Here is a 15263-nt window from a genome sequence, read left to right on the forward strand (position 1 = left end):
ATCAAGGCGTGGCTACAAATGTACAAATCGACTCAATCAGCAGCATGGTGTAAGAAAAGCCTGCTGGCGACTTCTCTGCTCGCAGCAATCGCGCAGAATGCCGCTATCGCGGCCGTGACCCAGGATAACACGACGGATAGCGCGGAACAGATGGTGGTGACCGCCCCGGCCCCACAGCTGAAAGCCGGCAGCGAGCACTCGGTGAGCGCGCAGGAACTGCAGGACAAAGGCGCCAACAACTTCGGCTCAATCATGCGTTATGAACCCCTCATCAGCGCCACCGGCGCCAGCGGCGGTTCCGGCAACGGTAAAAGCGGTTTCGATCGCGGCGGCTATACCGGCTACAACATCCGCGGCCTCGAAAGCAACCGCGTCGGCATCGATGTTGACGGCATTGCCCAGCCAAACGCCACCGGCCGCGGCTACGTTGGCCGTTCCGGCCTCAACACCTTTGGCATTGGCCGCGATTATATCGACCCCTATATGTACGGCAGCGTGGATATTCAGTCGGGCGCCACCTCAACGGAAACCGCTAACAGCTCAATCGGCGGCAACGTCTCCTTCCGCCCGAAATCGGCGGATGACTATCTGCGCCCGGGCAAAACCAGCGCCTTTGGCTACCAGAGCGGCTACGACTCTTCCGACCGCAGCTGGCATAACGGCGTCACCGTCGCCGGTGGCGATGAAACGCTGCGCGGCATTTTCGTCTACAGCCGCCGCGATGGCCAGGAAACCGAGAACAACAGCGGCAGCGTCGACGCTTACCCGGCAAACTGGCACTCTGACGCGTTTATGGCCTCCGGCATCTGGCAGCCGAACGATGAACATAAGTTCACCAGCACCTTCGACTACTATCACAAGACCAACCACAGCCACTTCGATTCGTGGGACTCCAGCGGTAACAGCGTGATCGGCGCCGCCAACCAAACCAACCAGACGCGGCGCTGGGGGCTGAGCCTGAAAGACGACTGGACGCCGATGAACGATTACATCGACAGCGTCTCGACCAAGGTTTACTACCAGCATACCGAAGCTCACGACTGGACCTGGATGCCGGATAGCGTCACCCGCAAAATGCAGACGGTCAATTCCGACTACGATACCGATACCTGGGGCCTGCAGACAGCGCTCGCGAAAAGCATCGGCCGCCACGACCTGAGCGCCGGTTTTAACGCCAGCACGACCAAAACCCAGCGGCCATTTAGCCAGTCGCCGATCCCCAGCGTCTACAGCGAAATTATGCAGCCGGAAGCGGACAGCCGTAGCTACACCCTCGGCGGTTATGTGCAGGATCAGATCAACTTCGATCTCGATAGCCACTACTTCGCGATTATTCCCGGCGTACGCGTGACGCATCAGTCCACTAAACCGGAAGATCTGTCCGATCTTAGCGCCAACAGCAGCGTGCTCACCGAATCGTCGGTGGCGAATCTGTATGGTAAAAACAGCGACACCCAGGTGCTGCCGTCACTGACGTTCCAGTACGACATTACGCCGCGGCTGATGACCTATCTGCAGTACCAGCGCGGCGCGCAGTTCCCGAATGCCAGCCAGCTGTATGGTTCGTGGAACCTGGGCTCCAGCTATGCCGGCAGCCAGCAGTACGCGCTAATCGGCAACAACGATCTGAAAACCGAGACCAGCGACAATATTGAATGGGGTATCAAGGGCGAAGTCACCGAAGGCATCACCGTGCGTACCGCGCTGTTCTACAACAGCTATAAGAACTTTATCGCCTATACGCGTTATTCGCGCGCCAACAATCCGGGCAAATTCACTAACGTCCCGTCGAATATTTACACCATTTATCAAGCGGAGAACCGCGATAAGGCCTATATCTACGGCGGCGAGATCAGCACTAAATTTAACTTCGGCACCTGGTTTGAGCAGGTGGATGGCCTGAGCGCCACCCTCGCCTGGGGCTATAGCGAAGGGAAATCGAAATCCAGCTACTACGGCGACAAATACGTCGACCTCGACAGCGTCGCGCCGATGAAAGCGATCGTCGGCGTGGCGTGGGACGATCCGGCTAAGCGCTACGGTACGGCGCTGACCGCCACCTTCGTTAAGGGCAAACAGGCCACTGCCACCAGCCGCGAGAGCTACAACAACACCGGCTCCGCCATCGCCGATTCCAGCACCGAATATATGCGCGTGCCGGGCTACGGCATGCTGGACTGGACCGCTTACTGGCAGGTGGCGAAGAACGTTCGCCTCAACGGCGGGGTTTACAACATTACCGACCGTAAATACTGGGACTACCTGAGCAGCCGCAACATCGAGACCAGTACCAATCAGGATGCCAACGATAAAGCGCTGGCTGTGATGCCCGGAAGGACCTGGCAACTGGGCGTGAATATCGATTTCTGATCGCCCGAATAATAACAAACCTGCCCCCCGGCCCGCGGGCCGGGGAAATTCATCGTAGAGAAGGATGTGAATTATGCAAAACGCACACGACGATCTGTGGCAGCGCTACCAGGCCACCAAAGCCCGCTCCACCGCCAAATATGCCCGCGACATTGCCGCAGAGATGGGAATTAGCGAAGCCGAATTAACCGCCGCGCGCGTCGGTCACGATGCCGTGCGTCTGCACGACGACGTACGGGCGATTATCGCCGTCCTGGAGAGCGTCGGCGAAACCAAATGCATCTGCCGCAACGAATACGCGGTGCACGAGCAGGTCGGCGAATTTACCCATCAACACCTGAGCGGCCACGCCGGGCTGGTGCTCAACCCGCGGGCGCTCGACCTGCGCCTGTTCCTCAGCCAGTGGTCGAGCGTGTTCCACCTCAACGATAACGGCCGCCAGAGCATTCAGTTCTTCGACCCGCACGGCGATGCGCTGCTAAAGGTTTACGCCACCGGGAAAACCGATATGGCGGCATGGCAAACGCTGGTAGCCAAATTCAGCGAGACGGCGCCCGGCGCGCTGACGATTCGCCCGGCCGACCGCGTAAAGTACGCCGACTCCGCCGACGCCGCGGCGCTGGAAAAGGAGTGGCGCGCGATGACCGATGTGCACCAGTTCTTCGGTCTGCTGCGTAAACACAATCTTTCCCGTCAGCAGGCCTTCCGCCTGGTGAGCGACGATCTGGCCTGCCGCATCGACAATAATGCGCTGCCGGGACTGCTGGAAACGGTGCGCCAGGACGGCAATGAAATCATGATCTTCGTCGGCAACCGCGGCTGCGTGCAGATCTTCACCGGCGCGCTGGAAAAGCTGGCGCCGATGCGCGGCTGGATCAACATCTTCAACAGCGCCTTTACCCTGCATCTGCGTGAAGACAGCGTGGATGAAATCTGGGTCACCCGTAAACCGACCTCCGATGGCCACGTCACCAGCGTCGAACTGTTTGCCAAAGACGGTACGCAAATCGCCCAGCTGTACGGCCAGCGCAGCGAAGGCCACCCGGAGCAACAACAGTGGCGCGCGCAGGTGGCGCGTCTGTGCGCGGAAGGGCAGCCGGCATGAAACGTTGGTTAATACTGCTTGCCGCACTGCCGCTGTTCGCCAGCGCGGCCGCCGAACGAGTAATTTCCCTCGGCGGCGACGTTACCGAAATTGTCTACGCGCTGAACGCCGGGCAGCAGCTGGTGGCGAAAGACAGCACCAGCACCTGGCCTGCCGCCGCGCATAAGCTGCCGGATGTCGGCTATCTACGGCAGTTAAACGCCGAGGGGATCCTCTCCTTACGCCCGCAGCTGGTGCTGGCCAGCGCGCAGGCGCAGCCGTCGCTGGTGCTGCAGAAAGTGCAGGACAGCAAGGTGACGGTCGTCAACGTGCCGGGCGGCGATAACCTTGCCGCCATCGATAACAAAATCGCCGTTATTGCCAAAGCATTAGGTAAAACTCCGGCAGGCGACGTGCTGCGCCAGCAGGTCAAGCAGCGGATAGCCGCCATTCCCTCACGGCCTATCGCCAAACGGGTGCTGTTTATCCTCAGCCACGGCGGGATGAATACCATGGTGGCCGGACAGCACACCGCCGCCGATGGCGCGATCCGCGCCGCCGGGCTGCAAAACGCAATGCAGGGCTTTGACCATTATCGCGCGATGTCGCAGGAAGGCGTGGCCGCAAGCCAGGCGGATCTGGTGGTGATTTCCGCCGATGGTCTCAAGGGGATGGGCGGCGAAAGCGGGTTATGGAAATTGCCCGGTCTGGCGCAAACACCCGCTGGCCGCCATAAACAACTACTGGCGATCGACGATATGGCCCTGCTTGGCTTCGGCCCGCGTACGCCGCAGGCGATCCTCGAACTGCGGAAAAAAGCGGAGCTGTTGCCCTGATGCGCCCTGCCCTCGTTCGCCATTTGCTGTTGATGGCGCTGCTGCTGGTCGTCTTGACGCTCTACGCCACCACCCTCGGCGCAATGCGATTGCCATTGGTCAACCTGCTGCCCTCCGGCGATGAAATCCTGCGCCATATCTGGCTGACGATCCGTCTGCCGCGAGTGCTGCTGGCGCTGCTGGTCGGCGCCGCGCTGGCGCTGTCCGGCTGCGTGATGCAGGGGCTGTTTCGCAACCCGCTCGCCGACCCGGGGCTGCTGGGTATCAGCAGCGGCGCGGCGCTGGCGGTGGCCTGCTGGCTGGTGTTGCCGCTCAGCGTGCCGGCTCTGTTAGCTCTGTATATGCCGATGCTGGCGGCGTTTATCGGCAGCCTGGCGGTGATGGCAGTGATTTTTATCCTCAGCCGCGCAGGTGACGGTTCGCTGTCGCGGCTGCTGCTGGTGGGGATCGCCATCAACGCCTTATGCGGCGCGCTGGTCGGCGTGCTGGCGTGGCTAAGCAACGATGCTCAGCTACGCCAGCTGTCGCTATGGGGGATGGGAAGCCTCGGCCAAGCCGAATGGTCGACGCTGCTGGTGGCGGCCAGCCTGATTATTCCGGCGTCAATAGCGGTGTGGCGGATGGCAACACGTCTTAACCTGCTGCAACTCGGCGATGAAGAGGCGCACTATCTCGGCGTTAACGTGCGGGCGATACAGCGGCTGCTGTTGTTATGCAGCGCGGTGCTGGTTGCCGCGGCGGTGGCGATAAGCGGCGTCATCGGCTTTATCGGCCTGGTGGTGCCGCATCTGATGCGAATGTGGCTGGGGGCGGACCACCGCGGGCTTATCCCTGGCTCGCTGCTGGCGGGCGCGATTCTGCTGCTGATTGCCGATACCCTGGCGCGCACCGTCGCCGCGCCGGCGGAGATGCCGGTGGGGCTGCTAACCAGCCTGCTCGGCGCGCCGTGGTTCCTGTGGCTGATATTTCGTCGGGAGAAACCAATCCATGGATAAAGACTATCGGGCGCAAGGGCTGTCGCTGCGGCTCGGCCAACGTCAGGTGATTGACCAGGTTTCGCTGACGCTTCGCGGCGGCGAGATGACCGCGCTGATCGGCCCGAACGGCGCGGGCAAATCCACCCTGCTGCGGCTGCTAACCGGCTTCCTTACCCCGGATAGCGGCGAACGCATGATGGACGGCAAAGCGCTGGAGCGTTGGTCGCCGCAGGCGCTATCGCGCCGCCGGGCGGTGATGTTGCAGCGCACTCCACTCCAGGCCGACTGGACGGTGGAAACGGTTATCGCCATGGGGCGCTCGCCGTGGGAAGCGACCGCCAGTCCGCAGACTCTGCGCGATGTTATGGCGGAAACCGGCTGCGATCATTTGCGCGGCAGGCGCTATCCGTCGCTTTCCGGCGGCGAGCAGCAGCGGGTACAGCTGGCCCGCTGTCTCGCGCAGCTGTGGCAAAACGGCGCGCCGCAGGGATGGCTGTTTCTGGATGAACCCACCTCGGCGCTGGATCTCTATTACCAGCAGCATCTGTTACGCCTGCTCAAGCGGCTGACCGCTTCCGGCCAGCTACATGTCTGCGTGGTGCTGCACGATCTCAACCTCGCCGCCCTGTGGGCCGACCAGATTCTGCTGCTGCACCAGGGACAGGTGGTGGCGCAGGGCACGCCGCATCAGGTTATCCAGCAGGAAATCATTAGCCGCTGGTACGGCGCGGACGTGCGCCTCGGCCAGCATCCGGAAAAAGCGATTCCACAGGTTTATCTGGCGCCCTGAACGTCACGCGCGGCCAGCTTAGCGATGGCCGCGCGTTCGCGAAGTGGAATCAGGATCGCTGCATCTACTTCGTCACTTTCCCTCAAATGCCTATCTCCGTTATCATGTCTTCCTCATGCGATAACGACGACAATAATAAAATCGCACTCTATTAAAAATCAGGGACCTGGATAACACCCTATGAGCACAATCGACAATTTAGACGCCCATACCCCAATGATGCAGCAGTATCTGAAGCTGAAGGCTCAGCATCCGGAGATCCTGCTGTTTTACCGGATGGGCGACTTTTACGAGCTGTTTTATGACGACGCCAAACGCGCCTCGCAGCTGCTCGATATCTCGCTGACCAAACGCGGCGCTTCCGCGGGCGAACCGATTCCCATGGCCGGCATTCCCCACCACGCGGTGGAAAACTATCTCGCAAAGTTGGTAAACCAGGGCGAGTCGGTCGCGATTTGCGAACAGATTGGCGATCCGGCCACCACCAAAGGGCCGGTTGAACGCAAAGTGGTACGCATCGTCACGCCGGGCACCATCAGCGATGAAGCGCTGCTGCAGGAGCGCCAGGACAACCTGCTGGCCGCCATCTGGCAGGACAGCAAGGGCTTCGGCTACGCGACGCTGGATATCAGCTCCGGGCGCTTTCGCCTGAGCGAACCGGCCGACCGCGAGACCATGGCGGCGGAACTACAACGTACCAATCCGGCGGAACTGCTGTATGCGGAAGATTTTGCCGAATCGTCACTGATTGAAGGCCGCCGCGGCCTGCGCCGTCGCCCGCTATGGGAGTTCGAAATCGACACCGCGCGCCAGCAGCTCAACCTGCAGTTCGGCACCCGCGATCTGGTGGGCTTCGGCGTCGAAAACGCCCCGCGCGGGCTATGCGCCGCCGGCTGCCTGTTGCAATACGTCAAAGATACCCAGCGCACCTCGCTGCCGCATATCCGCTCCATCACTATGGAACGCCAGCAGGACAGCATCATTATGGATGCCGCCACCCGTCGCAATCTGGAGATCACTCAGAATCTCGCCGGTGGCGTTGATAACACCCTTGCCTCGGTACTCGACTGCACGGTCACGCCGATGGGCAGCCGCATGCTCAAACGCTGGCTGCATATGCCGGTACGCGATACCGCGGTGCTGGTTGAACGCCAACAAACGATTGGCGCCTTACAGGAACGCTATACCGAGCTGCAGCCGGTACTGCGTCAGGTCGGCGATCTCGAACGTATTCTGGCGCGTCTGGCGCTGCGTACCGCCCGCCCGCGCGATTTAGCCCGTATGCGCCATGCCTTCCAGCAGCTGCCGCTGCTGCGCGAGCTGCTGGCCGACGTTGACTGTCAGCCGGTGCAACAGCTGCGCGAGAAAATGGGCGAGTTCGCCGAACTGCGTGAACTGCTGGAACGCGCGATCATCGACGCGCCGCCTGTGCTGGTGCGTGACGGCGGCGTTATCGCTCCGGGTTATAATGAAGAGCTGGATGAGTGGCGGGCGCTGGCCGATGGCGCGACCGATTATCTCGACAAACTGGAAATCCGCGAACGCGAGCGGCTGGGCCTTGATACCCTGAAGGTCGGCTACAATGCCGTTCACGGTTACTACATCCAGATCAGCCGCGGCCAGAGCCAGCACGCGCCGATCCACTACGTGCGCCGCCAGACGCTGAAAAACGCCGAGCGCTACATTATTCCGGAACTGAAGGAATACGAAGATAAGGTCCTGACTTCAAAAGGCAAGGCGCTGGCGCTGGAAAAACAGCTCTATGACGACCTGTTCGAAAAGCTGCTGCCGCATCTGGCCGACTTACAAACCAGCGCCAGCGCGCTGGCCGAGCTGGACGTACTGGTGAACCTCGCGGAACGCGCTGAGACCCTGAACTACTGCTGCCCGACCTTTATCGATAAACCCGGTATTCGCATTACCGAAGGCCGTCACCCGGTAGTGGAACAGGTACTGAAAGAGCCGTTTATCGCCAACCCGCTGCAGCTGGCGCCGCAGCGCCGCATGCTGATCATCACCGGCCCGAACATGGGCGGTAAAAGTACCTATATGCGCCAGACCGCGCTGATTGCGCTGCTGGCCTATATCGGCAGCTACGTGCCGGCGCAGAAAGTAGAAATTGGCCCGATCGACCGCATCTTTACCCGCGTCGGCGCGGCAGATGACCTGGCGAGCGGCCGTTCCACCTTCATGGTGGAGATGACCGAAACCGCCAATATTCTGCACAACGCCACCGAACACAGCCTGGTGCTGATGGATGAGATTGGTCGCGGCACGTCTACCTACGACGGTCTGTCGCTGGCGTGGGCCTGCGCGGAGAATCTGGCGAATAAGATCAAGGCGTTGACCCTGTTCGCCACCCACTACTTCGAGCTCACCCAGTTGCCGGAAAAAATGGAAGGCGTGGCCAACGTGCACCTCGATGCGCTGGAGCACGGCGATACCATCGCCTTTATGCACAGCGTGCAGGACGGTGCGGCCAGCAAGAGCTATGGCCTGGCGGTCGCCGCGCTGGCGGGAGTGCCGAAAGAGGTGATCAAGCGCGCGCGGCAGAAACTGCGCGAGCTGGAGAGCATTTCGCCAAATGCCGCCGCCACGCAGGTTGATGGTACGCAGATGTCGCTGCTCTCCGCGCCGGAAGAGACCTCGCCGGCGCTGGAAGCGCTGGAGAATCTTGACCCGGATTCGCTGAGCCCGCGTCAGGCGCTGGAGTGGATCTACCGCCTGAAAAGCCTGGCGTAATTAAGCGTTAAATAACAAAAAGCCTGGCGTCATCGTCAGGCTTTTTGTTTTTAGCATCAGTTATATTGCAGGGTGATCGTCCCGGTGGCATTGGCGGTACCGGGGGTCACCGCCGAACCGGTTTTGTAGTAATCCGCCCGGAAGCGGATCGCTTCACTTGCCCCTGCCCCTCCCCTATTCGCATCATCGCTATAAGTCGTTGCGGAGCCAATATCGGAAATGGCATTGCCATCGGCATCCTGTCCGCTATTTGCCGCCGCCGCCGCGTCACGATCGGAGCTAAAGACGCCAAACGTCTGGCCAATAGGTAGAGAAATAAAAGATTGTCGATTCGGATTATAGGTTAGGATTTTCACGCCAACGCCGGTCGCTACGCCGTCAGAGCCAGCGTCGGTCAGTGCGAAGACCGAACCGTTGTCATTGTCTCCCGACGCCACCGCGCCACTAAATTTCAGCGTTACGTTAGTTCCCGGTTCGCATGAAAGCCCCACGCTCTGTTCAGGTCCTTCTACCGTTTGCTGGTTATCAAACGAAGAGACATCGACACTCCCCATATCAAAAAGCAAAGAAGAGACTGAAGCCGTACAGCCCATCGCATGTACTTCAACCGTGGTGGTCGACAGCGTCAGCGTGGAGGCGATGTCGCCATCGCTGCTATCAATACTCTGCGTTTCGCGATAATCGACCCGCGCCAGCGGGCTCGGTACGTTAAACGTGCCGCTGGTTATCGGCCCGCCGGTGGCGATAATTTGCACCCGATAAGCGGAATTGTTGAGGGTGTGGTCGGAGCCCGCCCCGGCATCGTGTTCCTGCCAGCTGTTATCGATCGCCCGTTCGTCATCAAACGGGCCTGCCTGATTAATGGTATAGACGCGAATACCGAGCCCGGTGGCGGTTGAACCATTGGTCAACGGATAGACATTATCCTGCAGCGGGCTGGCGGTGGTTAACGCGCCGGCGTAGTGAAAACCAACGTAATAAGTCCCCGCACAGTTCTTGATGGTTGTCGTGCCGCCGGACATATATCCGGAGTCATACAGGATCTCGCCCGGCGCATAATTTTTACTGGAGACCAGTAGCTGCTGCGGCATCGCAACATAAGATTGCGACGGGGTGTCGTCGGTACGATGACAAACCGCCTGGGCCGCCAGCGGAAACAGCCCCAGCAATAACAGGGTGGCATATAAAAATTTTAACACGTTGTTTGCCTTAAATCGGGGTTAGTTATAGGTCACGTTCAACGTGACCGCGGAGCTGAATTTACCCGCCGTTGGGGCGCCATGAGGGGTGTACATGCGGGCAATAAATTTCAATGCGCCCGCGCCATTTTCAATGGGTACCGGATAACTCACCCCATTGGCCAGCGCCACGTGGATAGCTGGATAATCGAACAACTGCAATCCAACATCGGTAGCGCCATCGGCATCAGGCGTCACCTGATTGGCATAAATGACCGAGCCATAGGTCGGGTCTTCGGAATAGGGCGTGCCGGTGAAGGTGACGGTGGCCTGGCTGATTTCAGCAGTACAGCTGTCAAAACTGATGGTGACTGGAACATTACCGGTGTTACCGCCGGCAACAGAAAAGTCTCCTTTATAGTATTTCCCCAGATCTACGGTTTCAGGATTGGTGACATTACAGGTCCCTGCGGCAATCCTGCCGTGAAAGGTAATATCACGTGTTTCCCGGAGATTATTATCCCCAGCCAGAGCTGGCATTGCGCTAACCAGCATCCCCGCGAAAAACAGAACAGCATATAAAAATTTTGACATGTCTCCTGCCTTTTATCAGGTAACTAGTTATAAACAACGTTCAGGGTGACGACGCTCTGGAACTCCCCGGTGCCGGGGTTGTGGCCTGGGGTTGCCATTCTTGCGATAAAAATGATTTCACCGGCATGGCTGTCTGACTCGAGAGTGACGTCATGACTCTGCCCGTTAGACATTTGCCAGTGATCCGCATCGGTTAATAATTCCAGTGCAACATCGGTTGCGCCGCCCCCCTCTGCCGTAATCCCGTTGGCAAAATAGAATGGCTGGGTTCCATCTACGGCACCGGTAAACGCGACCGTCGCTTTAGTCAGCGAGGGAGAACAGTTAGTGAAAGAGACAGTGAACGGGACATTGTCCGTGCTATCGCCTTCATTAATAAAATCCGTTGGCAGATAGGTTCCCAGTTCAACGGTCGCGGGATAACTAACATTACAGCTGCCTGCCACAATATTCCCCGTGACGCTGAAGTTAATGACATCCTGTGTGTTGTACGCCAGCGCAGACGGCAGCCCGGCAACGAAAAGCAGGCTCGTCGCCGCCATGCGTCGGACGGTAGCAAAATGAAAGCGTGACATCAGTGAGCCCCCTGGACGGGATGGCATATCCCGTTGATAAACAGAATATCGGCCTGCGACTTCGCGCCCGCCAGTGTGTAGTCAACGGCACACCGTTTGTTCGCCCCGTCGCCCCACTTGACCATCAGTTGCCCTTTATCGGCGAGACCAACCAGGTACACTTCACCACTGTCGCCGACGATGCTGCTGCGGGTGTCGTCCGAATCATCGCTGGTTTGCGTGACTACCGCGCCGAACGGCACCGGCTTACCGTTGAAGATCAACGTCATCATCGCCTTCCGGCCAATCCAGGTGTTGTACTTCACGCGGACCACCGCGCCTTTGGTCGGCACCACGGTTTTGGCGACGTTATCAATGGCCGCAGTGGCATCGCTGGCCTCCACGGTATTGAGGGAAATCTGGTTACTGTGGTACGGACGCACGTACGGCACAATCGCATTACCAAAGTAGTCGGTATGGACGTTAGTCTGGCCATTGATCGGCACCCCGGAGACGCCCGGCGTTTCCACCAGCGCTACGCTGTCATTCAACTGACGGGCCAGGGTAATACCGCCGCTGTGAACCACCATTCCACCGCGCAGGCTATAGTTCAGACGACGGCTGTAGTCGTCGTAGCTGTAACCGGCGGACACATCGGCATACGAGCTCTGGTAGCCGACGGTAACGTTGCCGTTGGTCGCTTCTGAATCGGCGTTATAGCCTTCCGACACCTGCCAGTTGAGCTGGTTTTGCTGCATTGCGGTGCCGGAAATACCGATGTTATGCGTGGTATCGCCGTGTTTGCTGCTGTTCATCGAGTAGTTAGCCGAAATCGACTGCGCCGCTTCACTATTGCTGAAGGCGCTGAACGGTACGCTAAAGTTAAGCGAGAAGACGTTATCGTCATCGTATTCATCGGAATCGTTGCCATAACCGCCATCAACGTTTTTCGTGTGCGCATAGTTTAGCGAGTACGATACCGGCCCCAGCGTGCTGCTGAAGCCGAGGTTCAGCGAGTCGGCGTGCTGGCTGTTCCAGTAGGAGGCGTCATACATGGTCAGGGACAACGTCCCGAAAGGCAGCGTCTGCGAGATAGTCACGTCGAAACGGTTACGTTCGCGACCGTTATCGATGGCGCTGTTGCCCGGGTCCCAGTCATTGAGGAAATCCTGGAACGACAGATAACCGCGGGTTGAGAATTTGTAGCCAGCCACCGCAATATCGGTGTTGGTCTGCTGCAGCGTCTTGCTGTAGCGCACGCGGTACGACTGGCCGCTATGGTGTTCCATCTGCCGTATATTGTCCGGCTGCGGGACATCCGCCCACGACTGTGAAATATCAAAAGAGAGCGCACCGGCGCTGCCGAGGTTAAAACCGGTACCGGCAATCAGGTTGGAGTATTTGTCTTCCGCCTGAATATAACCGCCGTACAAGGTCACGCCTTTGCCGACGCCCCAGGCCGCCGATCCCTGGACAAAGTTAAAGTCTTCCGCCCGCGAATCCGAGCCGTCCTGACGGGTTCTACCCGCCACCAGGCCATATTGCACCTGCCCTTCACGCTGCAGCACCGGCAGCGTGGCGTAAGGGACGATAAAGCTGCTTTGCGAACCGTCAGACTCCTTGATCACCACTTTCAGGTCGCCGGAGCTACCGGTCGGGTACATATCGCTGAATTCGAATGGCCCCGGTGGCACCGTGGCCTTATAGATGCTGTGTCCGTTCTGGTACACCGTGACCTCGGCGTTGCTGCGGGCGATACCGCGGATCACCGGCGCGAAGCCCTGCATGCTGTCCGGCTTCATATCATTATCGGAATACATCTGTACCCCGGTAAAACCCACGCTATCGAACACACCGCCGCGGGTGGTGCCCTGCCCGAGAACCAGTTGGCTTTTCAGAGATTTAATATCGCGGGAAGCGTAGGTGTACACCGAATCCCACTCACTTTCGGATTCAGAGTGGCTGTAGGTGGAATAGTTACGCAAACGCCACGCCCCCAGGTTCAGTCCCGGCTGTAGGCTGACGAACTGGTTGCTACTGTCCACGCCATTACGGTGGTGCAAATCCTGCTGACCAGAGACGCTGTAGTTAAGCAAACCGGCGGCAATACCTTCATCCCATCGCTCTGGCGAAACGTAACCACGGGCGGTGTTGAGCAGGGCAACCTGCGGGATAGTGAGATCAAAGCGCTGATTCGCCAGATCCATTTTCTGTTCCAGACCCGGAATAGCCTGCAGGCTGGCGCACTCGCTGGTTTTGTCCTGTTCGCTAAAGTAGTTATCGACCCGCACATTCCAGGCTTTCAGCTCAGACACGCTCAGGCACGCTCCAACAACCTGCCCGGCAGTGGTGTTTTTGTCGTCCGACAGCTTGCGAAAGGAAATGGTTTTAGTATCCACCAGGCTACCGTTGATATAAATATCGACGTTATAGTCACCAGGCGGTACCTCATCTTTGGCAAACAGACTGAGATCCATCATTGGCGTCTCTGTACTATCCGTTTCCAAAAGACGAGGGTTAAAATGTTCCTGAGCAATGGCGCTGAAAGAACTGAAGGCAATACTGAGCCCCAGCCCTAAAGAAAGGACATAGGTATGCTTAACTTTTTCCATTATTACCCTGTATCCGTACGGGATACGTACCGTGCCGATTAATATGAAGAGACTTTGTCCTGACCTTTCACGCCGTAATCATTAATCAGCGACCAGGTCACTTTGCCGTGGGAGGGGATCTTCCCTTCGGAAATATTCAGCGTGGAGAACGGTGCGACAAAATATTGGCCGCTGAGCGCATGATTATTAATTTCTATACGGGAGAAGTTCATATAAAACGGCGTCGGGTTATTGACCTGCACACCGCCGGCAGCCGGCTTCCATACCACTTTATTTGCACTGCTTTCCGGCGACTGGCCTTTGAGCGCAACCGGGCGATAGATCAGCTTAATTTTCGAATTGATGGCAATCTGCATGGTATTTTTGCCAGCAGAACTATCATCCGTAGCAGGAATACCTTTTACGTTTAGCCACAATAATGATTCGCGATCTTCCGGAACCGGCATCCCTGAACGAACAATCCGGATCGACGCTTTTTTCCCGGCTTCGAGGCGAAACAGCGGCGGCGTAATAATCATAGTTTCTTTTTTCAGCGCGCTACCTTCGGCGGGACTGACCCAGGATTGCACCAGATTGGTAACTTTGTCCGAGTTTTCCACGGATAACGAGGCGGCCTGATGGGAGCCGTCAAAAATCACCCGCGTTCCGCCGGTAACGATACTGGCAGACGCATTCAGACTGGCAACGGCGGCCACACAAAAAACAAAAGCTGCGATGGGTTTCATTATGCAATGCACTCACAAAAATATAAGGAGGGTTTCCCCTCCTTCAGGATTAGTTATAACGGACGTTATAGGTCACAACGGACTGAACCGTACCAGCAACAGCCTGATCAACAGCAATCATCGATGCGGTGTAGGTCTCGGTAGCAGAACCAGAGTCCAGGGTAATAGGATCGTTGTCTGCATTGTTCTTCACGATGGTGCCATTAGAACCGCCTTGCTTCAGTTGAACGGCAACGTTTTGTGCAGCAGTGACGCCAACCCCAGAGGCAGTATTCGCGAAGTACGAGTCATCACCTGCCACCGGGTCAACCGGAGCAGAGAAGACAATATTGACATTGGACGCAGTCGGGCACTGGTCCAGATTAAAAACGAACTGTTTCGGCGCGCCGAGGTCACCTTTTGCTACCAAATCAGTTGCTGCCACGCTGCCCAGTTCAACGGTTGCATCCGGAGTACCGCCATCAACAGTGATGTTGCAACCCGTCTCCAGCACTTCACCGTTAAAGGTAATGGTGTTAGATGCCATCGCTGCCGCGCTCATGCCAAAAGTCAGAACCAGAGCTGCGCCGATTTTAGTAAGTTTCATTCTTTAATATCCCAATAAAAATAATAAACATCGCAATTATTAATTGTTGTCAAAATGACAACCGAAAAGCATTATCAACAAACGCCCATTAAATAATGCACGTTCAGTGATAATGTTTATTAACTCGTTTAGAAAAAATGGACGTCAATATGCATTTTAAAATACCCCATCGAGTCCATATTTAGACTACAAGATATTTACAGATTGATTCAAAT

General features: G+C 57.7%; 12 protein-coding genes. 6 read left to right on the forward strand and 6 right to left on the reverse strand.

Features of this window, described 5'->3' with window-relative positions:
• The first annotated feature begins 18 nt into the window (after positions 1-18).
• The 6 genes from EAE_RS01830 to mutS all read left to right on the forward strand — a co-directional run bounded on the left by EAE_RS01830 (position 19) and on the right by mutS (position 8799).
• Positions 19-2370: a TonB-dependent receptor domain-containing protein gene (locus tag EAE_RS01830; protein WP_015703276.1), complete on the forward strand. Its 2352-nt coding sequence runs from the start codon at positions 19-21 to the stop codon at positions 2368-2370.
• 73 nt (positions 2371-2443) lie between these two features.
• Positions 2444-3475, forward strand: a complete 1032-nt coding sequence (locus tag EAE_RS01835) for a hemin-degrading factor (protein WP_015703277.1) — start codon at positions 2444-2446, stop codon at positions 3473-3475.
• Positions 3472-4290 (forward strand): heme/hemin ABC transporter substrate-binding protein, encoded by an 819-nt coding sequence (locus EAE_RS01840; protein WP_015703278.1) that lies wholly within the window; start codon positions 3472-3474, stop codon positions 4288-4290. The genes EAE_RS01835 and EAE_RS01840 overlap by 4 nt, the downstream gene beginning before the upstream one ends.
• Positions 4290-5285, forward strand: coding sequence for a FecCD family ABC transporter permease (locus EAE_RS01845; protein ID WP_015703279.1), 996 nt, complete (start codon positions 4290-4292; stop codon positions 5283-5285). Before EAE_RS01840 ends, EAE_RS01845 begins: the two co-directional genes overlap by 1 nt.
• Positions 5278-6057, forward strand: coding sequence for a heme ABC transporter ATP-binding protein (locus EAE_RS01850; RefSeq protein ID WP_015703280.1), 780 nt, complete (start codon positions 5278-5280; stop codon positions 6055-6057). Before EAE_RS01845 ends, EAE_RS01850 begins: the two co-directional genes overlap by 8 nt.
• Before the next feature lie 180 nt (positions 6058-6237).
• Positions 6238-8799, forward strand: coding sequence for a DNA mismatch repair protein MutS (gene mutS, locus EAE_RS01855; RefSeq protein ID WP_015703281.1), 2562 nt, complete (start codon positions 6238-6240; stop codon positions 8797-8799).
• 56 nt (positions 8800-8855) lie between these two features.
• Here the strand turns inward: mutS and EAE_RS01860 are convergent, their stop codons facing one another.
• Genes EAE_RS01860 through EAE_RS01885 form a run of 6 tightly spaced genes read right to left on the reverse strand, consistent with a single transcriptional unit; the run spans position 8856 to position 15048 of the window.
• Positions 8856-9998, reverse strand: coding sequence for a type 1 fimbrial protein (locus tag EAE_RS01860; protein WP_015703282.1), 1143 nt, complete (start codon positions 9996-9998; stop codon positions 8856-8858).
• 21 nt (positions 9999-10019) lie between these two features.
• Positions 10020-10571, reverse strand: coding sequence for a fimbrial protein (locus tag EAE_RS01865; RefSeq protein WP_015703283.1), 552 nt, complete (start codon positions 10569-10571; stop codon positions 10020-10022).
• Between the two features lie 23 nt (positions 10572-10594).
• A complete protein-coding gene (locus EAE_RS01870) occupies positions 10595-11146 on the reverse strand; it encodes a fimbrial protein (protein WP_015703284.1) in 552 nt (183 codons plus the stop codon).
• A complete protein-coding gene (locus tag EAE_RS01875) occupies positions 11146-13737 on the reverse strand; it encodes a fimbria/pilus outer membrane usher protein (protein ID WP_015703285.1) in 2592 nt (863 codons plus the stop codon). Before EAE_RS01875 ends, EAE_RS01870 begins: the two co-directional genes overlap by 1 nt.
• 38 nt (positions 13738-13775) lie before the next feature.
• Entirely contained in the window at positions 13776-14462 is a 687-nt protein-coding gene (locus EAE_RS01880; protein WP_015703286.1) for a fimbria/pilus periplasmic chaperone, read from the reverse strand.
• A gap of 49 nt (positions 14463-14511) precedes the next feature.
• Complete coding sequence (locus EAE_RS01885) at positions 14512-15048, reverse strand: fimbrial protein (protein WP_015703287.1); 537 nt, start codon at positions 15046-15048, stop codon at positions 14512-14514.
• Positions 15049-15263: the final 215 nt, after the last annotated feature.

The sequence above is a fragment of the Klebsiella aerogenes KCTC 2190 genome, from assembly GCF_000215745.1.
GTDB classification, from domain to species: domain Bacteria; phylum Pseudomonadota; class Gammaproteobacteria; order Enterobacterales; family Enterobacteriaceae; genus Klebsiella; species Klebsiella aerogenes.

What these genes read in the sequence shown, in the direction of transcription:
- EAE_RS01830 (WP_015703276.1), top strand. Translation starts at nt 19, where the DNA reads ATGTACAAATCGACTCAATCAGCAGCATGGTGTAAGAAAAGCCTGCTG.
- EAE_RS01835 (WP_015703277.1), top strand. Translation starts at nt 2,444, where the DNA reads ATGCAAAACGCACACGACGATCTGTGGCAGCGCTACCAGGCCACCAAA.
- EAE_RS01840 (WP_015703278.1), top strand. Translation starts at nt 3,472, where the DNA reads ATGAAACGTTGGTTAATACTGCTTGCCGCACTGCCGCTGTTCGCCAGC.
- EAE_RS01845 (WP_015703279.1), top strand. Translation starts at nt 4,290, where the DNA reads ATGCGCCCTGCCCTCGTTCGCCATTTGCTGTTGATGGCGCTGCTGCTG.
- EAE_RS01850 (WP_015703280.1), top strand. Translation starts at nt 5,278, where the DNA reads ATGGATAAAGACTATCGGGCGCAAGGGCTGTCGCTGCGGCTCGGCCAA.
- mutS (WP_015703281.1), top strand. Translation starts at nt 6,238, where the DNA reads ATGAGCACAATCGACAATTTAGACGCCCATACCCCAATGATGCAGCAG.
- EAE_RS01865 (WP_015703283.1), bottom strand. Translation starts at nt 10,571, where the DNA reads ATGTCAAAATTTTTATATGCTGTTCTGTTTTTCGCGGGGATGCTGGTT.
- EAE_RS01870 (WP_015703284.1), bottom strand. Translation starts at nt 11,146, where the DNA reads ATGTCACGCTTTCATTTTGCTACCGTCCGACGCATGGCGGCGACGAGC.
- EAE_RS01875 (WP_015703285.1), bottom strand. Translation starts at nt 13,737, where the DNA reads ATGGAAAAAGTTAAGCATACCTATGTCCTTTCTTTAGGGCTGGGGCTC.
- EAE_RS01880 (WP_015703286.1), bottom strand. Translation starts at nt 14,462, where the DNA reads ATGAAACCCATCGCAGCTTTTGTTTTTTGTGTGGCCGCCGTTGCCAGT.
- EAE_RS01885 (WP_015703287.1), bottom strand. Translation starts at nt 15,048, where the DNA reads ATGAAACTTACTAAAATCGGCGCAGCTCTGGTTCTGACTTTTGGCATG.